The following is a 26,696-nucleotide window of genomic DNA, read 5'->3' as shown; positions in this document are numbered from 1 at the left end:
TCCTTCCCTGTTCGACGAATCGGAGATCGCGCCGATGACCTCGCAATATTCCGCGCAAATGGCACACCGTCGCGGCCTCACCTTCTGGGGGCAATGGTTGTGCGCAATGACCCTGGTCAATCTGTTGCTGATTGTTCTGGTGCACTGGCGCATCGGCGCCTTGCCCAGTGAATACCGGCTACTGATCATCCTCACGGTGCTCGGCTCGATGCCGGTCTACAGCCTCGTTCAGGTCTACCACAAACGTCATGGCCTGCTGGTCGGGCTCGGCCGTTTGCTGGCCGGCTGGCTGATTCTGCTCGGACTGCTGATGAGCATCGCCTTCGTCACCCAGACCAGCGCGTTGTTCTCCCGGCAGGTGGTGATTGTCTGGGCGGTGGTCGGTTTTCTCGCCCAGGCGGCGACGTTTCTGCCGCTGCATCTGTTCGTGCGCATGTACACCAAAATGATTTGCAACGAGCGCCGCGCGGTAATCATCGGCACCTGCCCGACCGCCCATGAACTGGCGCGCAAACTCCTCGACCCGGATCGTGCGTTACTGCTCGGGTTTGTCGCGGCGAAAGCCGACAGCGGCCCGGCGCCGAGCATTCTGCCGCTGCTCGGTGAAGTCGAGGACATCCGCGAAATCATCACGCGCTTGCAGGCGCGGCGGGTGTACATCGTGCTGCCGATGGCCGAGGCGGCGACGATCGAAGCGTTGTACATCAACCTGCTCGACATGAACGTCGACGTGGTGTGGATTCCGGATCTGGGCAGCATGGTCCTGCTCAATCATTCGATCTCCGAGATCGAGCGGATGCCGGCGATCTATCTCAACGAAAGCCTGCTTACCTCGCACCCCGGCAGCCTGTTCTGCAAGGACCTGTTCGAACGCAGCGTCGCAGCGGTAGCGCTGATTCTGCTCAGTCCGCTGCTGCTCGGCGTCGCCATCGCAGTCAAGCTGACGTCGCCGGGGCCAGTGCTGTTCAAGCAGAACCGCCATGGCTGCGACGGCGAAGTGATCCGCGTGTGGAAGTTTCGCTCGATGCGCGTGCACAACGATCAGCAAGTGCGTCAGGCCACCCGCGACGACGACCGCGTCACACCGCTGGGACGCTTTCTGCGGCGCAGCTCCATCGATGAGCTGCCGCAACTGTTCAACGTGCTGTTCGGCCACATGGCGCTGGTCGGGCCGCGTCCGCACGCGGTCACCCACAACATCTATTACACCGGCAAGGTGCGCGCCTACATGGCACGGCATCGGCTCAAGCCTGGGATCACCGGGCTGGCGCAGATCACCGGGCATCGCGGCGAAACCGAGACCGTGGAAAAGATGCAGCGCCGGGTCGCCCAAGACCTCAATTACATCAATCAATGGTCGCTGTGGCTGGACATCAAGATCCTCCTGAAGACGCCCTTCACCCTGTTCTCGAAAAACATCTACTGACAGCGGCCAGCGCTCTGGCCCACCCCGCCACGCATGAGGTTTTCCCATGAATGTGAGTGTATTCGGTATCGGTTATGTCGGACTGGTCCAGGGCGCCGCGCTGGCCGAGGTCGGCCACAACGTGCTGTGTGTGGATGTCGACGCGGCCAAGGTGCAGGCCTTGAACGACGGCAGCCTGCCCATCTACGAGCCGGGTCTGAAAAGCCTGGTGCGGGACAATCATCACAGCGGCCGTCTGCAATTCGGCAGTGATCTGGCCGCTGCGGTAAAGCACGGCGATGTGTTGCTGATCGCGGTCGGCACGCCGCCGGACGAGGACGGCTCGGCGGATCTCAAACATGTCCTCAGCGTCGCCCGTACCATCGGCGAACACCTGCGCGGCGAGCAGATCATCGTCGACAAATCCACGGTGCCGGTGGGCACGGCGGACCGGGTGCGCGAATGCATCAGCGCCATCCTCGGCGAAAGCGGGCGTGGTGCACTGACCTTCGATGTGGTTTCCAACCCGGAATTTCTCAAGGAAGGTTGCGCGGTCGACGACTGCATGCGCCCCGACCGGATCATCATCGGCACCGACAGCCCGCGTGCCGAAGCTGTGATGCGCGAGCTGTACGAACCGTTCAATCGCAACCGCGAAAAAATCATCGTCATGGATGTGCGCAGCGCCGAGCTGACCAAGTACGCCGCCAACTGCATGCTAGCGACGAAGATCAGTTTCATGAACGAGATGGCCGGGCTTGCCGAAAAGCTTGGCGCCGACATCGAAATGGTTCGCCATGGCATCGGCTCGGATCCGCGCATCGGCTACCAGTTCATCTACCCCGGTATCGGTTACGGCGGTTCGTGTTTTCCCAAGGATGTGCGCGCGCTGATCCACGCCGCCCACGGCGTCGACATCGATGCGCGCCTGCTTCGCGCAGTCGAGTCGCGCAACAACGAGCAGAAAAGCACGCTGTTCCACAAGATCACCGAGCACTTCAACGGCGCGCTGGAAGGCAAAACCTTCGCGCTGTGGGGCCTGAGCTTCAAGCCCAACACCGACGACATGCGCGAAGCGCCCAGCCGCGTGTTGATGGAAGCGTTGTGGCGAGCCGGCGCCAATGTGCAGGCATTCGACCCGAAAGCCATGGAACAGGCGCAGCAGCTTTACGGCCCGCGCGATGACCTGACGCTGGCCGGCACCAAAGAGGCGGCGCTGAAAAATGCCGACGCGCTGGTGATCGTCACCGAGTGGCAAGCGTTTCGCGCGCCGGACTTCGAACTGCTCGCCCGCCAGCTTAAAAATCCGCTGATCTTCGATGGCCGCAATTTGTTCGATCCGCAACGCCTCAGCGCACGCGGTTTCACCTACATCAGCGTCGGCCGGCCAACCTGCGCCGCTGAAGCACAGGATCTCGCGTCATGATCCGCCTGGAATTGCTCGACCGTTATTCGCCGGCCCTGCTGGAATCCAACCGGGCCTTCTCCTTTCTCAACTTCGCCTCGATCGGCAGTTTCATCCGCCAGCCGCCGTCGTCGCTGGCGTATTTTTGCGACGGCATGCTGATGTCCGGGTTCATGTCGCGCATCACCGGGCGCGCGGTGCAGCGGGTCAGTTTCGATTTCACCTCGATTGCCGATCCGGTGTTGCGTGAATCCGAGCAGCGCGGCAAACGCGTCTATGTGGTCGGTGCGCGGCAGGCCGAGCTTGATCGTTTCGTGGAAAAGCTCGGCATGCAGTACCCGCGCCTGCAACTGGTCGGCGCGCACAACGGGTACTTCGATGCCGAGCAAGGCGCCGCGCTTCAGGCTGATATCCGTCGGCAGCGGACCAACCTGTTGCTGGTCGGCCTCGGCGCCGGTCTGCAGGAGCGCTTTGTCCTCGATGCGCTGCGTGGTGGCTTCAGCGGCGTGGCGTTCACCTGCGGCGGTTTCATTCGTCAGGAAGCCGATGCCGGCGAGCGTTACTACCCCGACGCCATCAACCGCCTGCACCTGCGCGCCTTCTACCGCATGTACCGCGAGCCGCACACGATCAAGCGCTACCTGCTCGACTACCCGAGCAATGCCCTGCGCCTGACCGAACTGATTCTGCGCCAGCAAGTGGCAATCAATGTCACTGCCCCATGAGGATTGTGCCGATGCATATTCTGTTCACGCTCAAGGATTACCAGACTGGCGGCGGCGTCGAGTGCGTGCAGCAACGCCTCGCCGAGCAGTTTCTGGCGGACGGCCGGCGGGTGAGTTTTTTCGTCATGAACGGCGACTCGCCCAACGTCGACGGCGCGCCGAGCATGGCCGGTGGCGGCAGTGGGCTCGCGGGCTGGCTAAAGTCGATCGTGCTGTTGCGCCGGCTGATTCGCCGCGAAAGCGTGACGCACCTGATTGGCGCCAAGGAGCAGGCCAATCTCTGCACCTGGTTCGCCACCCTGGGCAGTCCCTGCAAAGTCATTTACACCCGCCACGCCGCGCTGGATTGCGCCGAGCAAAACACCGGGCGCGCCAGCCTGCGGCTGTTGTACGCGCTGTACCTGTGCGGCAGCGGCAAGGTGGTCGCGGTGTCCCACGGTCTGCGCCAGTCGCTTGCCGGGTTGATGCCGTGGGGGCGACCGCGTATTCGTTATTGCCCGAACGCGGTGATCAGCGAGCAACTGTTGCGTGCGGCTCAGGCGCCGTTGCCCGGTGGCGTGCCCCATCATTATTGGCTGGGTGTCGGCCGGCTAGTGGAAACCAAGGGCTTCGCGCTGCTGCTCGACGCCTACGCGCTGGCGGCGCAACAACGCCCGCTGCCCTATCTGGTAATTGCCGGCGACGGGCCGTTACGCGCAGCGCTTGAAGCGCAGACACAACGGCTGGGCATCGAACGTCTGGTGCATTTCACCGGGCATCTGCGCAATCCCTATCCGCTGATCCGCCATGCGCAACTGTTGGTGCTCAGCTCATTGCACGAAGGTTTGCCGACGGTACTGGTCGAGGCGCTGGCGCTGGGTACGCCGGTGATCTCCACCGATTGCGGCAGCGGTCCGCGCGAGTTGCTCGACGATGGACGCCTCGGGCGTTTGGTCGTCGTCAACGATGTGCCAGCCCTGGCCGAGGCGCTGCTCGACAGTCTGGCCAGCCGCGAACCCGAGCCGCCGCCCCGACATTCAGTCAGCGACGCGATCCTGCCCTATACCAGCCAGTACGCCGCGCAGGCTTATTACCAGGTGTGGAACCGATGAAAAAGCTGCTGATCATCCTCCAGGACCTCGGCGCCGGCGGCGCGGAGAAAATGATGGTGCGCCTCGCCGGTGCCTTGGTTGAGGCCGGCAACGAAGTCACGCTGCTGATGCTCACCGGTGCCGGCATCAATCAGCCGGCGCTCGACCCACGAGTCAGACAAGTGCTGCTCGACAGTCCGCGCAGCGCGGCGGCTGTGCCGGCACTGACACGGTTTTTACGCAGCAATCAGTACGACGCGCAACTGGCCGCCCTCACCCACGTCAACGTCGTGGCGATTGCCGCCGCCGCGCTGTCCGGGACGCTGGCGCGGCTGCATGTCAGCGAGCGCAATGCCTTTTCGCGGGACAAACACGTCAACCCGGCATTGTCGGTCAAGCTCGCCTACTGGCTGGCGCCGTGGTTGTACCGGCTGATTCCCAACCCGGTGATCTGCGTGTCACAAGGCGTCGCCGAGGATCTGGTCGACACCACCATCGCCCGCGCGCGCGATGTGACGACCGCTGACAACCCGGTGCTCGACAACGATTTTCGTGACAAACCCGCCGCCGCGCCCAGCCATCCCTGGCTGAAGGACAAAACCACCCCGGTGATCGTCGCCGTGGGTCGACTGGCGCAACAAAAGGGCTTCGACACTTTGATCGACGCCTTCGCCCGTCTGCCGCAACGCGATGCGCGGCTGATCATCTTCGGCGAAGGCGCCCTGCGCGGCGAACTGCTGGCCCAAGCGACAGCGCTCGGCGTCGCAGAGCGTTGCGATCTACCGGGATACGCCAGTGACCCTATCGCCGAGATTGCCCGAGCGGACTGTTTCGTCCTGTCGTCGCGTTTCGAGGGCAGCCCCAACGCGTTGGTCGAAGCCCTGTCGACCGGCACGCCGGTCGTGGCGACCCGCTGCCCGTACGGCCCGCAGGAAATCCTCGGCGATGGCGCCGTCGCCCCCTTGGTCGAGGTTGACGATCCGGCCGCGCTCGCCAGCGCAATCAGCGCACAAATGGCCGCACCACGAGCCCTGCATCGCCAGCGGCGGATTGATGCCGCCGCGCGCTTCGTCAGCGGCCGCGCGGTGCAGACCTACCTCAAGGCGTTACTCGGGAGGCGCTGAGATGAACCGCCTGCAAGTGCGTTATTCGACACTGGCCGACGCCTTCACCTTGTTTGGCGTGCTGTTCTATACGCAAGTGATCGGCTTCTTTCTGCGCCTGGGGAATGTGAGCACGCTGGACGATGCCCAGCAGGATCTGGAAGGCAATCTGGCCAATCAGGTCTGCGGCTTGCTGACGTTGCTGGTGCCGCTGTTCTTCTTCATTCGCCACAAAGTGTTCCTCAGCAAGAGTTTCTACCGGCAGAACCTGTTTTTGCTGTTGTTTCTCGGCTGCGTGGCGGCGTCGATCAGTTGGTCGAGCGAGCCGATGCTCAGTTTCAAGCGTTTCATTGCGCTGCTCAGCGTGGTGTTTTTTGCCGGTTTTATCGCTTGGCGCTACAGCATCGAGCGGATCGCTTTTCTGTTCGGCTGCGTGATCGGTGCAGCGGCGCTGGTCGGGTTGATCTTCGCCGTGATTCGCCCGGACATCGCCTTTATTTCCGGCGGCATCCGTGACGGGGCCTTTCGCGGGGTGTTCGCGGAAAAGAACGCTGGCGCACGCCTGAACGCGATTGCGATCCTGTTGCTGCTGCCGATGATCCGCCAGCGCAACCCGCTGGCCATGCTGTATGGGCTGTTCGCGCTGATCGCCATCGGTCTGGCGCAGTCAGCCACGGCGATTGCGCTGATCGTCGCCGGCACCGCCAGTTACGCCTACTTCATCACGCTGATCCGGCTGCGCATCAACCGCTCACTGCTGGCCTTCACCGCCGCCACGTTGGTGTTCTTCCTCTTGTGTGGGGTGCTTTACGCCAACTACGCCATGCTGCTGGAACTGGTCGGCCGCGACCCGTCACTCACTGACCGCACGTTGATCTGGGAGCTGTTGCAGCCGCTGATCGATGCGCAATTTCTCAAGGGCTATGGCTTCGGCGCGTTCTGGGCCAGCGCCGATGCCGATGCGTTCATTACCCGCTGGGGCTACATCGGCAATGCGCACAGCGGCTACGTTGAAACCCTGCTCAACGGCGGTTTGATCCAGTTGATCGCCCTGCTGCTGATGTTTGCCCAGACCCTGAGCAAGCGCTATCGGGCAATCACGGCGGATCAGTCGGCGCGCTATCAGGCCTGTGCGCTGGTGATCATCGGCCTGTTCGTCGTTACCAATTACGTCGCCTATGTGATTCCCAACTACCGCTCGGGTGAGTTCCTGATTTTCTGCGTGCTCAGCCTGACCTTCCGCCATCACCTCGTCGCCCGTCCGCAGCCGCTGCCAGCGGCGAATGCTCGGCCAATGCGCGGCACTTTCCGGGAGCAACGCCCATGCTGAATGATCCCTCGGCAGTCACCGTGTGCGTGGTGATTCCGCTGTACAACGCCGCCGCCAGCATTCAACGCACACTGGACTCGGTGTGCGCACAGACCCGCCTGCCGGACAAAGTCATTGTCGTCGATGACGGTTCCAGCGATGCCGGGCCAGAGATCGTCAGGCAGTACGCCGCGCCCTTCCCCATCGTGCTGTTGCAGCAGCCCAACCAAGGCCCGGCCAGTGCACGCAATCGCGGCGTGTTCAGCGCCGAAGAAACCTTTATCGCTTTCCTTGATGCCGACGACCGCTGGCATCCGGAAAAACTGCAAAAACAACTGGCACTGCACGCGGAATTGACCCGACAGGGACGCAAAGTCGGTTTGATCGATTGCTTTCAGATGAGCGAATTCAGTGATGGCAAACGCCAATTGGAGGATCGCTGTAAACACGGCGAGCACTTTGCCGACTTCATGCGCGAGAACATCATCAACGGCACCTCCGGCGTACTCGCCCTGCGCGAGATCATCGTCGCCATTGGCGGCTTCGATCAGAGCCTGCGCTTCGCTGAAGATCGCCTGTTGTGGACGCGCATCGCGGAAATCAGCGAGATCCACAGCGTGCCGCAGATTCTGCACTGGCGCGCCGTCAATGCCGCCAACATCACCGCGCAACCGCACAAGTATTACCCGCACAAGCTGCGCTTCATCCAGCTGTACCTGGCGCGTTACGGCACCCGGCTGAACCAGCAGCAGCGGATCTATTTCGTCCTCGCCAATCACGCGGAATTTCTCAATGCCTTTTCCCGGCGCGGCGATCATCGCCGGGTCATCGAGGTGTTCCGGCAGATGCTCGGGCATTCGTGGCAGACGCTGTTGTTCTCCCGGGGCAAACCGACCCTGCGCTACCTCTACGCCTGCTTCAAAAGTCTGGGCAACAGCCGCTGAATTTCAGGGATCGCGCCATGGCCAACCGTCGCCTGATGACCCTCGCATGGATTTTCACCGAGAAGTTCGGCCTGATCTTTCTGTCGATGATTACCTTTGTCGTCTACGCACATTTGCTGACGCCGACCGAGCTGGGCATCGGCACGCTGATCATCGCCGTGGTCGAAGTGGTCGGCATTCTGTTCTCGTCGATGCTAGAAGACCCGCTGGTGCGCCTGCAGCGGATGGAAGACAAACACATCAGCAGCGTGTTCTGGTTTGCGGTGCTGGTCAGCCTGCTATCGATCGCGTTGATTTCGCTGGCGATGGTGCTCTATACGCCGTCCACCGCGCTGCGCTGGATGACCGCTGTGGCCTCGGTGAAAATCCTTTTCACCCTGATGGCGCGGGTGTATGTGGCGCAAATGCGCCGCAGCGGCAACTTCAAGCTGCTGGCCTCGCGTACCTTGCTCGGCAAAGTGGCTGGCGGTGTCGGCGGGGTGGCCGTGGCGCTGTTGGGTTTCGGCCCGTGGGCGGTGGTCGCGCAGGCGCTGATCATGGACGGCATTTCCACGCTGGTGCTGATGCGCAGCGAACGTCGGCGCATTCCCTTGCTGATCGACCGCCAGGTGCTGAGCGAACTGCTGCGCGCCGGTCTCCCGGTCTGTGTCAACGTGATGAGTTCGCAAACCCTGCAACGCGGCGTCAACCTGATTCTCGGTCTCACCGCTGGCGCCCATGCGGTGGGCATGTTCAATCTGGCCATGCGCATCATCGACCTGCCGCGCTCGGCGATCTGCAACGGCTTGATGAGTTACGCCCTGCCGGTGTTCGCCCGGCGCAGTGCCGAACCGGCGCGGCTGATCGGGATGATTAGCGATTCCACGGCGATCAGCGGCTTCGTGCTCACGCCGCTGTTCTTCGGCATCGCCCTGACCGCCGAAGACATCATCCTGCTGATCTTCGGCGCGAAATGGGCCGACGCGATTCCCTTGCTGCAAGTGCTCGCCTGTACGGCGGCGCTGGGCAATCTGGCGCTGTATGCAACCACTGCGCTGGTGGCGGTCAATCGCACGCACCTGACGCTCAAGGCCGAAGTTGCCACCACCCTGCTCGCGCTGGCGCTGGTCTATTTGCTTGGCGCGAGCTACGGCGGCATGGCGGCGGCGCTGGCTTTGCTGCTGCGCATGCTGCTGATCACGCCGTTGCAGGTACGCGGCCTGCACGCCGCGATCGGTTACGACTGGCGCAGCTTCTTTCAGTCCAGTTACCGCAGCCTGCTTGCCTCTTTCGTGATGGTCGTCGTGGTGATGTGGCTGTCGCGGCAGACCGGCCTGTCCGGTTATGCGCACCTGGCCGGCGACATTGCCATCGGCACGCTGACCTATGCCTTGGCCTACAGCCTGCTGCACCCGCGCTGGCCGCAAGAATTCAAGTTGGTGTTCACCGCCCGCTGAGCCGGATTTCCTCGCAATGGAGTACGTCGTCATGCGCAAAACCACGTTGATCACGGGCGGTGCCGGCTACCTCGGTTCGCACACGGCATTGCAACTGATCGAAGCCGGACACTCGGTGCTGATCCTCGACAATCTGTGCAACAGCAGCCGCGAAGCAGTCGCACGGCTGGAGCTGTTGAGTCATTCGCACGTCGATTTCATCGAGGGCGATATCCGCGACGCCGCGCTGCTGGAAGAGATTTTCAGCACCTACGCGATCGACGCGGTGCTGCATTTCGCCGGGCTCAAAGCGGTTGCGCAAAGCGTGCGCCGCCCCATGGATTACTACGCCAACAATGTGTTCGGCACGCTGAACCTGTGTCAGGCGATGGCCCGCGCCCACGTGTTCAATCTGGTGTTCAGTTCCTCGGCGACGGTGTACGGCGAGCCGGCCCGCATGCCCATCGTGGAAGAGCACGGCACCGGCAAACCGGTTAATCCCTACGGGCGCTCGAAGTTGATGATCGAAGAATTGCTCAGCGACCTTGCCCTCGCCGATTCACGCTGGAACATCGCTGTGCTGCGATACTTCAACCCGATCGGCGCGCACCAGAGCGGGCTGATCGGAGAAGCACCCAGCGGTCGACCGAACAATCTGCTGCCGTGCCTGACCGAGGTTGCCAGCGGCCAGCGCACTGCGTTGACCGTGTATGGCAACGACTATCCAACAGTCGACGGCACCTGTATTCGCGATTACATCCATGTGCTGGACCTGGCTGAAGGTCATCTCAAGGCGCTACAGGTTTTGCAGGGCGACGAGCATGGCCTGCACGTATGGAATCTCGGCAGCGGCACCGGCTACAGCGTATTGCAGATCATCAGCGCCTTCGAAGACGTCACCGGCCTGCGCATTCCCTACCGCTTCGCCCCACGCCGCGCCGGAGATATCGCCGAGTGCCGCGCCGACGCGAGCAAGGCCGGGCGCGAGCTGGGCTGGCGGGCACAACGCCAGCTGACGCAAATGCTCATCGACAGCTGGCGCTGGCAGACCAGCAACCCGTGGGGCTACCGCCCGCAACCGGCGCCGCTGCTGGCGGTGGGTAGCTGAACCGGCGCACATCCATGTTAGGGACGACTCATGAACAGATCACGCTGCTTGCTGTTGGTTTTGCTGCTGCTGAGCGCTGGCGCCAACGCCAATATTCCACGACCGGTGGCTGACGGACTGGTGCTGTGGCTGGACGGCAATGATCCCGCCTCGATGACTCTGGAGGGGCAAAACCAGGTCGTGCGCTGGCTGGATAAATCCGGCAAGGGCAATGACGTCGTCGTCGACAATCGCGCGGCGACGACATTGCCCACGCGCGTCGACAACGCCCTCAACGGCCACGGCGTGGTGCGTTTCAGCGGCACGGCGGCGTTCATGGGCCAGGCGATCCGCACAAGCAAAGGCCCGGTGACAGTCTTTATCGTCTCGCGGCGTCTGCCCGAGCAGGCCGGCGGCAAGGCCTGGCAGCGACTGTTCAGCTCGCGGCCGCAACTGGCGGACAACGACAACGTCGCGCCGAATTTCGGCATCAGCGTGCAGCAGACCAGCGCCTACGAGCCAGCCCTGGCCTTGCTGGAAACCAGTGACGTGCCGATCGGCCCGTTCGCGGTGGCGCGCAATGTGGTGGGCACCTCGGAGATTCTGCGAGGCGACATCGCCGAGGTGCTGGTTTATGACCGCCCATTCAGCAGCCAGGACGAACGCCGCAATGTGTTCGAGTATCTGGCGCAGAAATGGGCGGTCGCCATGCCGCAACAGGTCGACGCGTGGACCCGCGTCGGTCCGCTAGGACCGACCCCGACGCACGTTACGCCCGATCTGCCGTTATCGGACCAGGCCAATGCCGGCGGTTGGACACGCGATACGCGGCTGTCAGACGAATTCAACGGCAGCGCCCTCGATGCCGAACGCTGGCACGTCAACAACGCCACCGGCACCGATTCCCTCGGGCGCAAACCGGCGCTGTTTTTGCCGGAGAACGCCAAGGTCGGCAGCGGTAATCTGAACATCACCTTCCGCAAACAGACCCTCCCGGAAAAATACGTCGCCCTGGGCTACAAGGACTACAGCTCGGCGATGGTGCGCACCAACGAACGGGGCATGTACGGCTATTACGAAGCCCGGGCGAAGCCGATGAACTCTGCCGGCTCCAGTGCGTTCTGGCTGGCGTGGACCGGGCTGCCGGACAACGCCACGGAAATCGACATATTCGAAATCGGCGGCAAAACCCGCGACGAAGCGTTCGACCGCCGGTACAACATGAACGCCCATGTCTGGGCCAGACCGCAGAATGATCAACACCTGAGTTCCGGCAGCACGTGGAATGCCCCTTGGCGGCTGGCCAGTACCTTTCATGTCTACGGTTTCGACTGGCAACCCGAGACCTTGCGCTGGTACGTCGACGGCGTACTCGTCCGGGAAGCAAAGAACAGCTACTGGCATTTCCCGATGCAAATCGTCTTCGACAGCGAAGCGATGTGGGACTGGTTCGGGGTGGTCGACGATGCTGACCTGCCGTCGGTGTTTCGCATCGATTACGTCAGGGTCTGGACCCGCTCGCCGCAGTAGTGCTGTGTTCAACGGGTTTGGACCTTCGCTTGCATCCGCCACAGCGTGCGGAAACCTCCCTGACGCTCGCGCAGTTCTTCCGGCGTGCCGTCCTGCACTAACTCGCCCCCCTCCAAGCGCCATCCCCCGCCCCTCGATACCCGCAAAAACCCCTCGATCCTGCTCGCAAAGGTTGACGTGCGCCAAGCCAACCGAGAGCTGCCCTCGCCCTTTGCTCTACCATCCATCGGCTGTGTTGGAAAATCATCAAACCCCAGTGCAAGTCCGTTATCAGAATCGGTAACCACTCCAGCAACAGACATCCTCAGGGACACTCATGGCTAATGATCCCTCCAACTCCGACCGCACCAGGTTCAGGCCGGAGCATGCGGTCGAGACAACCTTTCCTGCCAGCAATCCGATTTCACCGTGAGTCTTGACCGGCGCAGCCTCAATCTTGTCGCGGCAGCGTTCGCGCTGACGGCGTTGTCCTATGGCCTCGCGCGCTTCGCTTACGGATTGCTGCTGCCGCAGATTCGTCAGGATCTGACGCTCAGCGTGACCGCTGCGGGATGGATTGGTGGCAGTGCGTTCGCCGCTTACTGTGTGGGCATCGTTGCGACGTTTGTCTGCAATGGCAAAATCAGTCCGCGCGGGTTGACGGTGATGGCCGGTGCAGCGGCCACGCTGGGGATGGGCCTGGTGGTTGTGGCCTCGTCGGGGCTGACGTTGGGCTGTGGTGTGGCGCTGGCGGGATTGAGCACGGGTCTGACTTCGCCGCCATTGGCCAGCGCGGTGGCAGCGCGTCTTGATGATGCGGATCGCCCGCGGGCCAATGGTTTTATCAATGCCGGGACAGCGGCGGGAATCGTTTTTTCCGGTTTTGCGGCGATATTGGCGGCCGGGCAATGGCGCCAGCTGTATGCCCTGTTTGCCTTGACCGGCATCGGCGTCACGATCTGGCTCTGGTTTGCGGTACCGCGCCGGGTCGAGCGTGACGTCGCGCAGAGCTTCTCGCTGGCAATGCTGCGTCGACCCGGCGTACTGCCTTTGTGCGCCAGTGCTTTCCTGATGGGCCTGGCGAGCACGGCGATCTGGACATTCGGCGCCGATATTTTGCGCAGTGAGGCTGGTTTCTCCAATCAGGGCATTGCGTGGGCGTGGATCGTATTGGGCGCTGCGGGAATCAGCGGCTGCATGACCGGTGTGCTCACCGGCCGCTTCGGTGTCGCACGCATGCAGCATCTGGCGCTTGCCGGGATCGCCCTCGGGACGTTGGGCCTCACTGGCGCATCAGTTTCAGCCGGATCGGGCCTCGCCGCGATGTGTCTGTTTGGCGCGGCCTACATCGTTTCTTCAGGCGTTTATCTGCTGCAAGGCATTCGTTTGTTGCCGGACCGCCCGGACCTGGGACTGGGCATTCCGTTTCTGCTTCTGGCGCTCGGTCAGACCGCTGGCACGCCGGTTTTCGGCGCGGTGCTGGAGGCTGCCGGTGTGATCGTTGCCCTTTGTGTTTTCGCGGCGGCCGCTTGCGCCGCCATGGTGCTGTGCCCAAGAGATGGTGAAAGTCCGCGCAGACAGATGTGCCAATCCACCGAAGGCTTGGGTCGCTAATGATTTTTATCGTCAGGAGTACAAACCATGGCCGTAAACATCAGCAATCTCACCCTCTCCACTCCGGTACCCGTCTCGGCGACCAATCCAGTCGCACTGGAGCTCAACGGCGCCGAAGCCATTGCGCAATTTCCCAGCATCGTCACCGTGCTGCCGGACGGATCGCTGCAACTGTCCGCGCCGACCAAAGGCGCCTCAAGCAAGAGCACCCACCGCACCCGCTGCGAATGGAAAGAATCCTTCTATTGGTCGCTGGCCAGCGCCGCTGACCACCTCAACTATCAAGAAATGGCCGTGACCAAGGTCAACTCGGCGCAGAAAGTCGTTATTTCGCAGATGCATGTGAAAAACGACGACAGCCCCGCCATCAAGGTGTTCTGGCAGAAAGGCAACATCACCATGGGCTTCCGCCAGAGTTTCAACCAGCCCACCCCGGTCAACACCACGGTGCTCAAGGGCGTACCGCTGGGCGCGAAATTCAAGGTGACCATTCGCGCCAACTCTGCCGGCGTGGCCCGCGTCACCGTCGACTACAACGGCGTTGTCGGAACATCAGGTGATTTGCAGCTCGACTCAACCTGGAATTCGCAGGTGTTCAATTTCCACGGCGGGGTCTACAACCAGATCGACTACACCAACGCCACGCCGCCTGAGGATGGCTCGATCTGCATCATCAGTGACTTGTTGATTTCGCATACTTAGGGGCGCATACGCACAAGGGCCTGCGTAGCTTTCGCTGGCAGGCCCTTGTGTAGGTCCAGACGCCAATTACGACGCGTCGATCCAGATGGTTTTCAGTTCAGTGTATTGGTCGTGCGCCCAAATCGACTTGTCGCGCCCGCCGAATCCCGACTCCTTGTAACCGCCGAATGGCGTCGAGGCATCGCCCTCGCCGAAGCAGTTGACCGTGACGATCCCCGCGCGAATGCCGCGTGACAGTTTCAGCGCATTGCGCAGGTTGCCGGTGTACGCCGAAGCGGCCAGTCCATAGGCAGTGTCGTTGGCCAGAGCGATGGCTTCATCGACCGTGTGAAAGGTGGTGACGCTCAGCACCGGGCCGAAGATCTCCTCTTGGAACAGGCGACTGTCGGGGTTTACGCCATCGACGATGGTCGGCTCGACGAAGATATCGTGGCGAGTCTGGCCGCCCACCAAAAAGCTGAGATGCTCGTCGCGGGCGATATCGAGATACAAACGCACCTTGTCGAAATGCGCCTTGCTGATCATCGAGCCCAAACGGTTCTCCGGGTCCAGCGGGTCACCCATTTTCCAGTCGCCGAGCTGCGCCTGAACGCGCTGCAAGAGTTCGTCCTTGATGTCGGCGTGGACGATCAGGCGCGATGAGGCTGAGCAGTTCTCGCCCATGTTCCAGAACGCGCCATTGACCACATGCTGCGCGACCACATCGATGTCTTCGACATCGTTCATGACCACCGCCGGATTCTTGCCGCCGCACTCGAGCACGATGCGTTTCAGGTTGGATTCGCTGGAGTATTTGAGGAACAGCCGGCCGGTGTCGGTCGAGCCGGTGAAGCTGACCATTGCCACATCGGGATGACGCCCCAGCGGCTCGCCCGCCTCCTTGCCGCCGCCGGGCACGACGTTGAACACACCGGCAGGAATACCCGCCTGATGCGCCAGTTCGGCGACACGCAAGGTGCTCAGGGTGGTTTCCTTGGCCGGTTTGACCACGATCGAACAGCCTGCGGCCAGTGACGGGCCGATCTTCCAGGCGAGCATCAGCAGCGGGAAATTCCATGGCAACACCAGCCCGACCACGCCGATCGGCTCGCGCACGACCATGGTCACCGCGCCGGAACCGACCGGCGCCGTGGCGTCGTAAATCTTGTCGATCAGCTCGGCGTGCCAGCGCAGGGTATGGATGGTTTCCGGCACGTCGATGGTCTGGCACTCACGAATTGGCTTGCCACTGTCCAGGCTTTCCAGCACCGCCAGTTCATGAGCGTTGTCTTCCAGCAATTGGGCAAAGCGCAGCAACAGCGACTTGCGCGCCGACGGTGCGAGTGACTGCCAGCGGCCGTCATCAAACGCTGCTTTCGCTGCTGCAACGGCCTGGTCGATATCGTCGGCATCACACGCGGCAATCTCGGTCAGCACCTGCTCGGTGGCGGGATTGGTCGTGGTGAACGTCTTGCCGGACTTTGCCGGACAAAAACGCCCATTGATAAAAGCCTGATGGCGAAATTCCAGCTGCCCCGCCAGTTCACGGTATTGCTCTTTACTCAGCAGATCTGCCATTTCAAGCCTCCTCGACAATGCGCGCGACGTTCTTCTGCAGGGTTTCGATGACGTTTTTCAGTTGCTCTCTCTCGGCGGGCTCCAGCGCTTGCAAAGGTGCGCGTACACCGCCGGCACGCAGGCCGCTGAGTTCGCTGCCATGCTTGATCGACTGCACGAACTTGCCGCTCTCGAGGACGTCCATGAGCGGCAACATCGCCGACATGATCCGCCGGCCCTTGTCGAAGTTCTTTTCCAGTACGCAGGCTTCGTACAGCGCAATGTGTTCACGCGGGATGAAGTTGGAACCAGCGCAGACCCAGCTGCGTGCGCCCCAGGCAAAGAACTCCAGCGCCTGATCATCCCAGCCGCAGGACAACTGGATCTGCGGGTGCGAGTGAGCCAGACGATGCAGCCGTGCGGTCTCGCCCGAACTTTCCTTGATCGCGGCGATGTTCTTGCAATCGGCAATGGCAGCGAAGAATTCATCGCCCATCGCTACGCCCATCCGCGACGGATAGTTGTAAAGCATGATCGGCAGACCGGCGGCCTTGTCCACTGCGAGCACATGGGCGGCAATCTCTTTCTGCGTCGGCAAGGCATACGGCGGCGAGCCGACCAGAATCGCGTCTGCTTGCAGTGCCTTGGCCTTCTCGGCGAAGTACACCGAATCTTCGGTACGAATGCCGCCAGTGCCAACCACCAGTGGCAAGCGCCCGCGAATCACCTCTTTCGCGCGCTGGGCCACGGCGACCCGCTCCTCCGCGGTGTGCGCGTAATACTCGCCGGTCGAACCGCCGATCACGATGCCGTGCACCCCGGACTCGATCAGGTATTCGATTACTTCGGAGAACGCCGCATAGTCGATCTGGCCATCGGCGGACAACGGGGTAATGGCCGGGGTAAAGATTCCATCAAAGTTCATCGCGTTTTCTCCAGGGTTCAATATTCAGGATTTCGGGCTTCAGGTAATTCAGCTTTCTCTGCCGGCGCGGTACTGCCCCCACTTGAGGTTCATGTTCACCCCCAGCGATAGGAACGGTTCTGGCGGGTTGCTGTTGGGACCGGGGGTTTGCAGGAGGAAATCGATCAGCCCGTCGCGTTGGCCTGCCAGCCAGTCGGCCAGCAACTTTCCAGTGACAGTGCCGCGAGTGACACCGAGGCCGTTGCAGCCCAGCGCGCCGTAGACGTTGGGCGCCAGCTCACCGAAAAAGCCGTTGTGATTGCGCGACATCGCCAGCGCGCCGCCCCAGGTGTAGTCGAACGTGACGTTGGGCAGCATCGGGAAACGCTGGTCGAACGACGCCTTGTGCCGGCGCACGAAACGCTCGTTGTATTTGCGGTTGCTGCGGCCATCGGGGTTAAAGGTGAAGCTGTTGCGGATCAGCAAGCGGTTGTCCGGCGTGCGGCGCACCGTGGTGCCGAACGGATCAGCGGGAATGGCGCCCCAGAACGGTTTGCCACCCAAGCGCGTCTGCTCTTCCTCGGTCAGCGGCCGGGTGATGCTGGCGTAGGTGTAGATCGGCAACATGCGCCCTTGGAGGAAACCGAAACGCATTCCGAAGGAATTGTTCGCCAGAATCAGTTTGTCGGCCGTGATGCTGCCGTGGGCATGTTTAAGAACCGTCCTGGCGCCGTACTCGACTTCGAGAATCGGCGTGCGCTCATACAGCGTGACGTTGGCAGGCAGATTGTCGGCCAGGCCCTTGACCAGCCCGGATGGCTGCAGCAACACCGCGCCCGGCGTGAACAATGCCTTGCGGTAGAAATGCGTGCCCAGATGTTCAGGCAACTCATCGGCGTCGATCATTTGAAACGGCTGATCGAGTTTCTCCAGACCGCGACGATAGGCATCGAGCACGGCGATACCGCGATTCTCCACGGCAGCCTGATATTTGCCGCACGCCTTCATCTGACAGTCGATGCGGTACTGATCGACCAGATCACGCAGGATCGACTGCCCGGCCAGATTGAGTTTCAGACTGGTGCGCGCCAGTGCAATGTCACCGATGTAATCATCGGCGCCGATATCGTGCGGCAGGTCAATGGCAAAACCGGCATTGCGCCCCGATGGCCCTAATCCAACTTCCTGTGCTTCGACCAGTACTACTTCGTCATCGGGAAAATTCAACGCCAGTTGCCGCGCACAGGCGAGTCCGGTGAAACCGGCGCCGATGATCACCCACCGCGCCGAGCGCTGCCCACGGTGCGCAGGCTCGGGGCTACGCGGTTTGCTCAGATGAAACCAGCCACAACTGTCATCATCGGCGGGTAATGAACTGACTTTCATAGTGTTGAACCGTTAATCGTTGAAGTTGCAAAACGCACGCGGCACAAAGCGAACGCACGCAGTGGCGTTGATCGGAAACTGGTAAAACCGTGACTGGCGCAAACCGTCAGTTCGCGCGGCTGATTCAGTAGCTGGCGGCTAAGGCATAGCGCCCGTGGCTGGCAGAGTCGCTAGCGTAGTGGTAATCCCTGAACGTCATCGGCGGTAAGCCGAACAGATCCTTGAAGCGCTTGTAGAAGTGCGGATAACTGACAAATCCGGTCGCCAGTGCCACGTCTGTCATCGAGCGATCACTTTGCACGATCAATTGCCGTGCGCGGGTCAGGCGCAACTCCAGGTAATAGCGATTGGGCGCAGCGTTCAAATAGCGCGCGAACCGGCGTTCCAATTGTCGGCGCGACACTCCGACGTGACTGGCGATGGCATCGATTTCCATCGGTTCCTCGATGTTGTTTTCCATCAGGTCGATGGCGATGTTCAGCGGCTTGGGAATCGCTGCAGGCCGAACACCGTCGGCAGCTCCCGCAGGTTTGCCCTGTGCCGGCTGATGGACCCGTCTGATTTCATCGAGCAGCGCCACATCGTTGTGCGAACCCAGTCCTTGCATGATCGCCAGGGTCATATCCAGTGCCGCATGAGCGTTGGCACAAGTGGCTCGGCGCTGAGCGACGATGAATTCACGGCTGGAGGCTTTCAACTGTGGGAAGTACTCGCTGAGCAAACCGCAGCTGTCGCGGTGACAGGCGAATTCCTCAGCGCCGAGCAATCCCGCATCAGCCAGGTAGAACGCTGCATTCCAGCACCCGGCAACAATGCCCTTGCCAGCGGTTTTCTTCAGCACTCGGCGCAGCAGCGGTTGCGGCGCCAAGCGGACGCGCTGACCGCCGATCACAATCAGCGCGTCATGGTTGAAGCCCTCTGCGACCAGTCGTTGCGAATCGACCGGCACGCCAATATCGCTTTCGACACGTCCGCCCTTGAGCGACCAGGTCGAGACGGTGTACAGCGTTTCGCCATTGATGAGGTTGCCGGTAACCAGCGCGTCCATCGCCGTGGACAGGGTCGTCAGGGAGAAATTCTCAAGTAATACGAAGGCCACTCGCACCACTCGGGCCTGTCCGGCCACCGACGCGGACTGGCGAAAGCCGATGTTCTGCTGCTTCAACGGACTCTGAAAGGTTTCCATCTTCGCCTCACTCACTCGCCGTTCACTGACACCTGCGATCGCAACGTTGGCGACGGGCTGAGCCGCCGCCAAGCGCGGTCGAACCGATTAGTTCGCCGCCGCGCGTGCGTCACTCAACCAACCGTCATAAGCCTGCTGATTGGCCTTGATCCATTCAGCGGCGTGACGCTTGATGTCGGCGAGGGATTTTTCACCCTTTTGCATGCGCAGGTTCTGTTCGCTTTCCGCGCTGGGCGGAATGCTGACCTCGGAGAGGAATTTGCGCGCCACCGGGTTCTTCTCGGCGAATTCCTTGTTCATCACGGCATTGACTGTGTCTACCGGGAAACCGAGGTTCTTGCCGTCATGGAAGGTGTCTTTGCTTTCCTTGCCGTCTGGCAGCGAGGTGAACGGCACTGGCAACCAGACCACATCGCGTCCTTCCACCAGCACGCCGGCAATCCACTGGGGTACCCAAGTGAAGAACAGCACTGGTTTACCCTGTTGAAAGCGCGCGATGGTGTCGGCCATCAAGGCGAAATACGAGCCGCGGTTATCCACCACGGTCGGACCGAGACCATAGGCCTTCATGTGATGTTCGATCATGATTTCGCAGCCCCAGCCCGGGTTGCAGCCGGTCAGGTCGGCCTTGCCATCGCCGTTGCTGTCGAACAGTTTGGCGATCTCCGGCTTTTTCAGATCGGACAGGTCCTTGATCTGGTAAGCCTCGGCGGTTTTCTTGTCGATCATGTAGCCCTGCAGCACGCCTTTCATGACCTGCCCGACCTTGACCATCACGTCATCGCCGCCCGCCTTTTCATAAAATGCCTGGTGCAGGATTTCCCATTCATGCACGGTGAAATCCGCATCGCCGTAGGACAGCGCGAGAAACATCGCCGGGTAGTCGACCTCTTTGGGCGCTTTCACTTCGTAGCCCAATTCCTTGAGGCCGGCGATCACCACTTCACCGCGAAAACGCTCTTCGGCGATGCTCGGGAAAATCGGCGTGATCGACACACCGGCGCCCGGTTTGTTGGCATCGGCTGCGTAGACTGCCGAGCACAACAGAGTGCCGAACAACGAAGCCATCAGGCCTTTCTTGAAAGTTGTCAGTTTCATGTTTCACCACGCTTGAAAGTGTTTATGGGTGAGCAGGCAAATTCAGTTGGTCACGGGAAGTGCAACGGTTTTCTTTTTTTCAGTTTCATCAGCAGCCCTACCGGGCCGGTGTCGTACCAGCGCTGACCGGTAGCCAGATCGCTGCTGCGTTCGCCCATGGCTTGGGTCAATCGGTCGAGAAACACCGCCAGCAACACCAGACCGGCGCCGCCGACACTGGCCAGGCCCATGTCGAGGCGGCCGATGCCGCTCAACACCATCAGACCGAGACCACCCACCGAGATCATCGAGGCAACCACCACCATCGACAGCGACAACATCAAAGTCTGGTTGAGCCCGGCCATCATCGTTGGCGCCGCCAGCGGCAATTGCACCTTCAGCAGCATCTGCGTGGCCGTGCAGCCGAACGCCCGCGCCGCCTCGACCTTGTCGGCGGGCACCTGCCGGATGCCGAGGTTGGTCAGCCGCACCAGCGGCGCGACGGAAAAGATGATGGTGACGATCACCCCGGGTACGTTGCCAATGCCGAACAGCATGACCACCGGCACCAGGTACACGAATGCCGGCAGCGTCTGCATGGCGTCGAGAACCGGGCGGATGATCATTTCGGTGCGATCACTGCGCGCACATAAGATGCCCAGCGGGATGCCGATGACCGCGCAGAACAATAGCGATGTCAGCACCAGAGCCAGGGTGACCATCGCGTCGTTCCACACGCCGATCAGGCCGAGGCCGGTGAGCGTGGCGACACTGAAAATGGCGATTCGTTTGCCGCCGATCTGCCAACTGATCAGTCCGGCAATGATGATGAAGACGGTGGGAGGTACCGACAGCAGGCTCCACTGCACGCCGTCCAGGACCTGGTCGACCGGCCAGCGAATCGAGCGGAACACTTCACGAAAGTTGCTGACCAGATATTTAAGCGCGGTTTCGACCCACGAACCCAAAGGAATGTTGATGCTCTGGAAAGGATCCAGAATATTGAAATCTGACATGGTGCTACCTCGCCCGCAGAAACTGCTTTATCAATTCTGACTGTTCGGAGTTCAGCTGTTACTTAGGCAGCTCAGTAAGTGTCCTTGGGAAATCGAACCTTTATAAAGTCCAACTTCATCGACCACCGGCATTGGAGTTGCCGACGCGGCAACAATATGAAAGATGTCTCGCAACGAGGCCTCAGCCTTGATCGTTACTTGACTGCCCGGCAGATAAACAACATTCGAATCCTGCTGGGCGATATCCCCGGCCTTCAATATTCGACTGGTGTCGAAACCATTGAAGAAGTCGCGCACATATTTATTCACCGGGTTGCACAGCAGTTCACGCGGAGTGCCGATCTGCACCACGCGTCCGCCTTCCATGATCGCGATGCGATGGCCGATGCGCACCGCTTCTTCAATGTCGTGGGAGATGAAAATGATCGTGCGATCCTGCTCGGCCTGAAGTTTGATCAGCTCGCCCTGCATCTCGCTGCGGATCATCGGGTCGAGCGCGGAGAAAGCTTCGTCCATCAGCAGAATGGCGGGGTCGTTGGCCAAGGCGCGGGCCAGGCCTACACGCTGCTGCATGCCGCCGGAGAGTTGATGGGGAAAGCTGAATTCCTGGCCGGACAGCCCGACCTGCTCGAGGGCGCCCATGGCCCGGCAGTAGCGTTCTTTCTCGCTGACACCGCTGATTTCCAGACCGAAACTGACGTTATCAATGACGCTCATGTGCGGCATCAGGGCGAACGACTGGAAGACCATGCCCATGTCCTTGCGCCGCACTTGCAGCAGATCCTTGTCGCCCAGGCCGGTAATTTCCTTGCCGTTGAGAAAGATCTTGCCGGAGGTCGGTTCGATCAACCGGTTGAACAAGCGGACCATGGTCGATTTGCCGGAGCCGGACAAACCCATGATCACAAAGATTTCGCCTCGGCGAACGGAAAAGTTGGCATCGAATACACCAATGGCCTGACCGGTCTTTTTGAATACTTCAGCTTTCGAGGCGCCCTCTTCAATCATCTTCATGGCCAGCACTGGCTGGCTGCCGAAGACTTTGAAAACATTCTTTACGCAGATGATCTCGTCGGAACTTGTCATACCATGCCTCCTTCGCGTCGCACTTCGATCACTTTAAACGGCAAGTAATCAAGCGAAACTGTGTTTAAACGGCAGAGGTAATGAATAAATGTCTTCACGACGGTTTCCTTTTATTATTTTTGGGTGCCCAGGAAAGAAGGGATGTTGCAAATCTATTAGCATCACCGCGCTTAATCCAACTACATTTACAGGGGCAATTTGATAACGTCGGGTTATCGGTTGCGGGCTCGGGCATGGCTGTCCGTTCGGCTCCGCACCATGAGCGACCGGGTCTATTCCCAAAGCGACGCTGGCGTGGCCCTGCGAGGAGCGTTCCGTTACCCTCCACGCGCTTCGTTGGGGAGCTTTATCGTTAGGAGAGTGTACGAATGACCAAGCATGTCGACCCTGACACCATCCTGCTGAAAATGCCGTCCTTGAGGGCTGTGAAGGCATTTGTCGCCGCCGCCAAATACGAAAGCTTCACCCGTGCCGCCGAGGCGTTGTGCGTTTCGCAAGCGGCGATCAGCCGGCAGATCCGCGAGCTGGAAAGCTACCTGGGCGCGCAACTGTTTACCCGGGTGGGTCGTGCGGTAGAACTGACCGCTGCCGGTGCGGTGTTCTTTGATGCCGCGCAACTGTCGTTCGTCAACATCGCCCAGGCCGCCGAACGGATTCGCAACAGCCAGTCGAGCAAGAAAGTGCTGACCGTCTGCTGCTCCCCGGCCTTTTCCGCGCTGTGGTTATCAGATCACCTGCAGGAGTTCTTCGCTCAGTGTCCTGACATTGAACTGAACCTGATCACCACGCAGAACTTTCTGACGATGGAACCCGGCGTGCAGCCGGACATCTTCATCACCAAGATTTCGCGCATCCGCGAAGGCTATAGAAGCTATCCGCTTTGCCACGACGTGATCTACCCGGTGTGCACGCCGCAGTATCTGGAGCAGCATCCGGAGATTTCCACCATCGAGGGCGTGCGCGATTCGGCCCTGCTCAACCTCAGCCCTTACGGCCGTTCGCAAGTCGCCGAACACGTCGACTGGGGCGTGTGGCTGGCGTTTCAGGCAATCGATATCGACGACCGCCCGGCCAACAGTCCACAGATTTTCAACGCCAACGACTACAACCTGCTGATCAGCATGGTGCTGACTCATCAAGGCATCGCTCTGGGCTGGAATCACCTGGTCACGTCGCTGGTGCAGCGAGGCTTACTGGTGCGACCGATTGAGCAGCAGGTACAGCTGCGCAACAGTTGGCACTATTTGAGCTGCCGCGAAAATTCGGACAATGAAGACGAATTGCAGCGCTTCCGTGAATGGATTCTGGGGAAGTTTCCCCGCCGTTGATCTGCTCTGCGCCAGCGTCGGTCGTTTTGGTTATCAATAGCGCGACGAAAATGTCGCTGGAGCAGCCTGCCGTCCCTGACCCATTGTTGAGCGACGCCGACCAAGCACGGTCGCGCTCAACACACAGGAAGGGCTTGTTGCATGTCACTCTTCGAATTCACTCGCGATTTTGATTTTCTCGACGCTCCGCAGAAAACCCGCGCGATCGTACAAAACAGTCTGCTCGACATTATCGGAGTCATGGCCGGCGCGGCGAGCAACGACACCAGTGTCGCGATGCGCCGGTTTGCCGAACGGCACTATCCGGCCGGTCTCTACAGCAGTCGCCTGATTTTCTCCGGGCAGCGCGTCAACGTGCTCGGCGCAGCGTGGGCCGGCGGCTTCAGCGCCGACAGCCTCGACGCCCATGAGGGCCATTTCAAATCCAAGGGCCACGCAGGGGCGACCTTGGTACCCGTTCTGCTCGCCCTCGCCGATGCACTGCATCAGCAGGGCCAGTCCATCAGCGGGCATGAGCTGCTGAGCGCTTTATGCATTGGTTACGAAACCGCGTTGCGCGCAGGTTCGGCATTGATGGCGACCTCACCTACGTATCACGCTTCCGGTGGCTTTTCAGCCCTGGGCGTGGTCTGCGCTGGCGCGCGATTGTTGCGTCTGGATGAGACAACGTTCCGCCACGCCTTGGGCATTGCCGAATACTTCAGCGCACGCTGCCCGATGATGCGCGTGGTGCAAGCGCCGACGATGCTGCGTGATGCTCATGGTGCGGGCGCATTCACCGGTCTGAACGCTTTGTTCATGGCCTTGGAAGGCATTACCGGTGCGCCAGCGGAAACAGTCGAAGACATCGCCGTTTCAGAGCATTGGCGCGACCTCGGTCAGCGTTGGGAAATCGACAGTCAGTACTTCAAACCCTGGCCCGTCTGCCGCTGGGCGCAACCAGCGCTGACCGCAATGCTTGAGCTGCAACGACAACATCCTTTGCTCGCTGCCGATTCGATCGAAACCATACGTGTGGAAACGTTCTATGAATCGATGTGCCTGCAGGGACATTCACCGAAGAACGCCGATCAAGCGCAATACGCCTTGGCGTTTCCACTCGCAGCGCTGGTTGTCAGGGGCAAGGTCGGGCCTGAGGAAGTCACCGGTCTGGCGATTACTGCGCCGGATATTCTGGCCCTCAGCGCCCGCATCGAAATCGTCGAAGCCGCCGATATCTCGGCCAGATTCCCCGAGGAAATCCTCTCCCGGTTGAGCATTACTCTGAAGAATGGCGAGGTGCTGGTGAGCCCGATCACCGCTGCGCGCGGCGATCCGCAGACGCCTTTGAGCGTTGAAGAGCTGGAGCAAAAGTTTGATCTGTTCGCTCAGTGGCTCGGCCTTGAACGCAGTACAGCTGTGAAGATGGCAATCAGAAACATCGCTAAAGCCGACTGCGCCGTCACTGCACTGCAAGCGGTTTTTCAAGCGGTGCCGACTTCACCCTGACTCTGTCACTCATAACCGCGAATCATTAATTGCCCGCAGCAAATGTCGGTTGTGACGTTTGTTCTGTGCCGGATAGGCTGAGGCTTATCGTTCGCTTATTTGGAAAGTCACGGTTAAAGGTGACCGCTCAAGATCGAAGTCCTGGGAGGATAACAATGAACAACAAGCAAAGCGTTTATGACCTGATCGCACAACGCAAACCGTGGCATTCGCTGCCGGGCGCGCTTTACCGCAGTGAGGACGTATACCGTCAGGATCTTGAGCAGATCTGGCACCGAGACTGGATCTTCGCCGGCCACACCTTTGAAATCACCAAACCGGGGCAGTATTTCACGTTGCAGATTGGCGACTATCCGGTGGCCGTCGTTCGCGGCAAGGATGGTGAGGTTCGGGCCTTCCACAATGCGTGCCGGCACCGTGGCGCGAAAATCTGCGAGGCTGACCATGGCAAAGTGGCGAAGATGGTCTGCCCGTATCACAAGTGGACTTACGAGCTGGACGGCAACCTGTTGTTCGCCGGCAACATGGGCCAGGACTTCGACAAAGCGCAGTACAACCTGAAAAGCGTGCACTGCGAAATCGTCGACACCTACATCTACGTCTGCGTTGCCGCCAAGGCACCCGACTTTGAAGGTTTCCGCAAAGCCGTCAGCCCTTTCATCGCGCCGCATTTCCTTGAAAACTGCAAAGTCGCGTTCGAGTCGAACATCGTCGAGAAAGGCAACTGGAAACTGGTCTTCGAAAACAATCGCGAGTGCTACCACTGCGACGGCTCACACCCAGAACTGCTGCATTCGTTTGTCGATAACCTTTCAGTCGGAGGCATCAGCGGCGAAGACGATCCCGAGCTGTCGGCATATTGGGCCAAGTGCGAAAAGGCCGGATTGCCAAGCCGTCTGGTCATGGACATCAATGGCCAGTTCCGCATGACGCGTATCCCGCTTTCATCAGGCGCCGTCAGCTACACCATGGATGGCAAGCCCGCCGTCAACGGCCGCCTCGACAAGACCTCCGAAGCCGACATCGGCGCGCTGCTGTACTTCCACTACCCGTCCACCTGGAACCACTTCCTCGGCGACCATGCGCTGAGTTTCCGCGTGCTGCCGATCAGCGCCACTGAAACATTGGTCACCACCAAATGGCTGGTGCCCGACACGGCGGTGGAAGGCGTTGACTACGATATCGAGCGCCTGACCAAAGTGTGGATTGCCACCAACGATCAGGATCGCACGCTGGTTGAAGGCACCCAACGCGGGGTGACCTCGCCCTCCTACGAACCCGGCCCGTATTCGGAAACCGCCGAGACTGGCGTTTGTCAGTTCGATGACTGGTACTGCGTGACGATGATGGATCGGCTCAAAGGACCGATTCCGTTGAAGTCGGTTGGTTGATCGGCGCTTA

22 protein-coding genes are annotated in these 26,696 nt (G+C 60.7%); 15 read left to right on the top strand and 7 right to left on the bottom strand.

Features of this window, described 5'->3' with window-relative positions; genetic code table 11:
- Nucleotides 1-34: 34 nt before the first annotated feature.
- From AB4O45_RS25965 to AB4O45_RS25910, 12 genes are all read left to right on the top strand, one after another.
- Nucleotides 35-1,426: an undecaprenyl-phosphate glucose phosphotransferase gene (locus tag AB4O45_RS25965; protein WP_056785633.1), complete on the top strand. Its 1,392-nt coding sequence runs from the start codon at nt 35-37 to the stop codon at nt 1,424-1,426.
- Between the two features lie 46 nt (nt 1,427-1,472).
- Complete coding sequence (locus AB4O45_RS25960) at nt 1,473-2,831, top strand: UDP-glucose dehydrogenase family protein (RefSeq protein ID WP_460160827.1); 1,359 nt, start codon at nt 1,473-1,475, stop codon at nt 2,829-2,831.
- Nucleotides 2,828-3,535 carry a WecB/TagA/CpsF family glycosyltransferase gene (locus AB4O45_RS25955; RefSeq protein ID WP_056785627.1) on the top strand — a complete coding sequence of 236 codons (708 nt, stop codon included), beginning with the start codon at nt 2,828-2,830 and terminating at the stop codon, nt 3,533-3,535. Before AB4O45_RS25960 ends, AB4O45_RS25955 begins: the two co-directional genes overlap by 4 nt.
- Nucleotides 3,536-3,546: 11 nt before the next feature.
- Nucleotides 3,547-4,626: a glycosyltransferase gene (locus AB4O45_RS25950; RefSeq protein ID WP_460160826.1), complete on the top strand. Its 1,080-nt coding sequence runs from the start codon at nt 3,547-3,549 to the stop codon at nt 4,624-4,626.
- Nucleotides 4,623-5,729 (top strand): glycosyltransferase, encoded by a 1,107-nt coding sequence (locus tag AB4O45_RS25945; RefSeq protein WP_460160825.1) that lies wholly within the window; start codon nt 4,623-4,625, stop codon nt 5,727-5,729. Before AB4O45_RS25950 ends, AB4O45_RS25945 begins: the two co-directional genes overlap by 4 nt.
- Nucleotide 5,730: 1 nt before the next feature.
- Entirely contained in the window at nt 5,731-7,038 is a 1,308-nt protein-coding gene (locus AB4O45_RS25940; RefSeq protein WP_252885930.1) for an O-antigen ligase family protein, read from the top strand.
- Entirely contained in the window at nt 7,032-7,961 is a 930-nt protein-coding gene (locus AB4O45_RS25935; protein WP_323620655.1) for a glycosyltransferase family 2 protein, read from the top strand. The genes AB4O45_RS25940 and AB4O45_RS25935 overlap by 7 nt, the downstream gene beginning before the upstream one ends.
- A 17-nt stretch (nt 7,962-7,978) precedes the next feature.
- Complete coding sequence (locus AB4O45_RS25930) at nt 7,979-9,397, top strand: oligosaccharide flippase family protein (RefSeq protein ID WP_460160824.1); 1,419 nt, start codon at nt 7,979-7,981, stop codon at nt 9,395-9,397.
- A gap of 31 nt (nt 9,398-9,428) precedes the next feature.
- Nucleotides 9,429-10,484 (top strand): UDP-glucose 4-epimerase GalE, encoded by a 1,056-nt coding sequence (galE, locus tag AB4O45_RS25925; RefSeq protein WP_460160823.1) that lies wholly within the window; start codon nt 9,429-9,431, stop codon nt 10,482-10,484.
- A 30-nt stretch (nt 10,485-10,514) separates the two neighbouring features.
- Nucleotides 10,515-11,993, top strand: a complete 1,479-nt coding sequence (locus AB4O45_RS25920) for a family 16 glycosylhydrolase (protein ID WP_460160822.1) — start codon at nt 10,515-10,517, stop codon at nt 11,991-11,993.
- Nucleotides 11,994-12,401: 408 nt separating this feature from the next.
- A complete protein-coding gene (locus tag AB4O45_RS25915) occupies nt 12,402-13,586 on the top strand; it encodes an MFS transporter (RefSeq protein ID WP_460160821.1) in 1,185 nt (394 codons plus the stop codon).
- Nucleotides 13,587-13,613: 27 nt separating this feature from the next.
- Nucleotides 13,614-14,288: a polysaccharide lyase family 7 protein gene (locus AB4O45_RS25910; RefSeq protein ID WP_460160820.1), complete on the top strand. Its 675-nt coding sequence runs from the start codon at nt 13,614-13,616 to the stop codon at nt 14,286-14,288.
- A gap of 66 nt (nt 14,289-14,354) precedes the next feature.
- Here the strand turns inward: AB4O45_RS25910 and AB4O45_RS25905 are convergent, their stop codons facing one another.
- The 7 genes from AB4O45_RS25905 to AB4O45_RS25875 all read right to left on the bottom strand — a co-directional run bounded on the left by AB4O45_RS25905 (nt 14,355) and on the right by AB4O45_RS25875 (nt 22,479).
- Complete coding sequence (locus AB4O45_RS25905) at nt 14,355-15,845, bottom strand: aldehyde dehydrogenase (RefSeq protein ID WP_423661250.1); 1,491 nt, start codon at nt 15,843-15,845, stop codon at nt 14,355-14,357.
- Nucleotide 15,846: 1 nt separating this feature from the next.
- Nucleotides 15,847-16,749: a dihydrodipicolinate synthase family protein gene (locus AB4O45_RS25900; protein ID WP_252878087.1), complete on the bottom strand. Its 903-nt coding sequence runs from the start codon at nt 16,747-16,749 to the stop codon at nt 15,847-15,849.
- A 48-nt stretch (nt 16,750-16,797) separates the two neighbouring features.
- Nucleotides 16,798-18,114 carry an NAD(P)/FAD-dependent oxidoreductase gene (locus AB4O45_RS25895; protein WP_252878086.1) on the bottom strand — a complete coding sequence of 439 codons (1,317 nt, stop codon included), beginning with the start codon at nt 18,112-18,114 and terminating at the stop codon, nt 16,798-16,800.
- 124 nt (nt 18,115-18,238) lie between these two features.
- Nucleotides 18,239-19,300, bottom strand: a complete 1,062-nt coding sequence (locus tag AB4O45_RS25890) for a GlxA family transcriptional regulator (RefSeq protein WP_252878085.1) — start codon at nt 19,298-19,300, stop codon at nt 18,239-18,241.
- An 87-nt stretch (nt 19,301-19,387) separates the two neighbouring features.
- Nucleotides 19,388-20,398 (bottom strand): glycine betaine/L-proline ABC transporter substrate-binding protein ProX, encoded by a 1,011-nt coding sequence (gene proX, locus AB4O45_RS25885; RefSeq protein WP_252878084.1) that lies wholly within the window; start codon nt 20,396-20,398, stop codon nt 19,388-19,390.
- Between the two features lie 50 nt (nt 20,399-20,448).
- Entirely contained in the window at nt 20,449-21,393 is a 945-nt protein-coding gene (gene proW / locus AB4O45_RS25880) for a glycine betaine/L-proline ABC transporter permease ProW (protein ID WP_460160819.1), read from the bottom strand.
- A gap of 51 nt (nt 21,394-21,444) precedes the next feature.
- On the bottom strand, nt 21,445-22,479 hold the full coding sequence (locus AB4O45_RS25875; protein WP_252878082.1) for a quaternary amine ABC transporter ATP-binding protein: 1,035 nt from the start codon (nt 22,477-22,479) through the stop codon (nt 21,445-21,447).
- Nucleotides 22,480-22,847: 368 nt separating this feature from the next.
- On the opposite strand from AB4O45_RS25875, the gene AB4O45_RS25870 reads away from it, so the two are divergent.
- From AB4O45_RS25870 to AB4O45_RS25860, 3 genes are all read left to right on the top strand, one after another.
- Nucleotides 22,848-23,807: a LysR family transcriptional regulator gene (locus tag AB4O45_RS25870; RefSeq protein ID WP_122610472.1), complete on the top strand. Its 960-nt coding sequence runs from the start codon at nt 22,848-22,850 to the stop codon at nt 23,805-23,807.
- Between the two features lie 141 nt (nt 23,808-23,948).
- Nucleotides 23,949-25,295: an MmgE/PrpD family protein gene (locus tag AB4O45_RS25865; protein WP_460137953.1), complete on the top strand. Its 1,347-nt coding sequence runs from the start codon at nt 23,949-23,951 to the stop codon at nt 25,293-25,295.
- Between the two features lie 155 nt (nt 25,296-25,450).
- Nucleotides 25,451-26,686, top strand: a complete 1,236-nt coding sequence (locus AB4O45_RS25860) for an aromatic ring-hydroxylating oxygenase subunit alpha (protein ID WP_305382992.1) — start codon at nt 25,451-25,453, stop codon at nt 26,684-26,686.
- Nucleotides 26,687-26,696 lie beyond the last annotated feature (10 nt).

The sequence above is a fragment of the Pseudomonas sp. S2_B10 genome (genome assembly GCF_054668425.1).
Note: the sequence above shows the minus strand (reverse complement) of the source record. Positions and strands in the feature narration are given on the sequence as shown.

Excerpts from the sequence above, each read along its gene's own strand:
- AB4O45_RS25965 (WP_056785633.1), top strand. The coding sequence starts at position 35 with ATGACCTCGCAATATTCCGCGCAAATGGCACACCGTCGCGGCCTCACC.
- AB4O45_RS25960 (WP_460160827.1), top strand. The coding sequence starts at position 1,473 with ATGAATGTGAGTGTATTCGGTATCGGTTATGTCGGACTGGTCCAGGGC.
- AB4O45_RS25955 (WP_056785627.1), top strand. The coding sequence starts at position 2,828 with ATGATCCGCCTGGAATTGCTCGACCGTTATTCGCCGGCCCTGCTGGAA.
- AB4O45_RS25950 (WP_460160826.1), top strand. The coding sequence starts at position 3,547 with ATGCATATTCTGTTCACGCTCAAGGATTACCAGACTGGCGGCGGCGTC.
- AB4O45_RS25945 (WP_460160825.1), top strand. The coding sequence starts at position 4,623 with ATGAAAAAGCTGCTGATCATCCTCCAGGACCTCGGCGCCGGCGGCGCG.
- AB4O45_RS25940 (WP_252885930.1), top strand. The coding sequence starts at position 5,731 with ATGAACCGCCTGCAAGTGCGTTATTCGACACTGGCCGACGCCTTCACC.
- AB4O45_RS25935 (WP_323620655.1), top strand. The coding sequence starts at position 7,032 with ATGCTGAATGATCCCTCGGCAGTCACCGTGTGCGTGGTGATTCCGCTG.
- AB4O45_RS25930 (WP_460160824.1), top strand. The coding sequence starts at position 7,979 with ATGGCCAACCGTCGCCTGATGACCCTCGCATGGATTTTCACCGAGAAG.
- galE (WP_460160823.1), top strand. The coding sequence starts at position 9,429 with ATGCGCAAAACCACGTTGATCACGGGCGGTGCCGGCTACCTCGGTTCG.
- AB4O45_RS25920 (WP_460160822.1), top strand. The coding sequence starts at position 10,515 with ATGAACAGATCACGCTGCTTGCTGTTGGTTTTGCTGCTGCTGAGCGCT.
- AB4O45_RS25910 (WP_460160820.1), top strand. The coding sequence starts at position 13,614 with ATGGCCGTAAACATCAGCAATCTCACCCTCTCCACTCCGGTACCCGTC.
- AB4O45_RS25905 (WP_423661250.1), bottom strand. The coding sequence starts at position 15,845 with ATGGCAGATCTGCTGAGTAAAGAGCAATACCGTGAACTGGCGGGGCAG.
- AB4O45_RS25900 (WP_252878087.1), bottom strand. The coding sequence starts at position 16,749 with ATGAACTTTGATGGAATCTTTACCCCGGCCATTACCCCGTTGTCCGCC.
- AB4O45_RS25895 (WP_252878086.1), bottom strand. The coding sequence starts at position 18,114 with ATGAAAGTCAGTTCATTACCCGCCGATGATGACAGTTGTGGCTGGTTT.
- AB4O45_RS25890 (WP_252878085.1), bottom strand. The coding sequence starts at position 19,300 with ATGGAAACCTTTCAGAGTCCGTTGAAGCAGCAGAACATCGGCTTTCGC.
- proX (WP_252878084.1), bottom strand. The coding sequence starts at position 20,398 with ATGAAACTGACAACTTTCAAGAAAGGCCTGATGGCTTCGTTGTTCGGC.
- proW (WP_460160819.1), bottom strand. The coding sequence starts at position 21,393 with ATGTCAGATTTCAATATTCTGGATCCTTTCCAGAGCATCAACATTCCT.
- AB4O45_RS25875 (WP_252878082.1), bottom strand. The coding sequence starts at position 22,479 with ATGACAAGTTCCGACGAGATCATCTGCGTAAAGAATGTTTTCAAAGTC.
- AB4O45_RS25870 (WP_122610472.1), top strand. The coding sequence starts at position 22,848 with ATGACCAAGCATGTCGACCCTGACACCATCCTGCTGAAAATGCCGTCC.
- AB4O45_RS25865 (WP_460137953.1), top strand. The coding sequence starts at position 23,949 with ATGTCACTCTTCGAATTCACTCGCGATTTTGATTTTCTCGACGCTCCG.
- AB4O45_RS25860 (WP_305382992.1), top strand. The coding sequence starts at position 25,451 with ATGAACAACAAGCAAAGCGTTTATGACCTGATCGCACAACGCAAACCG.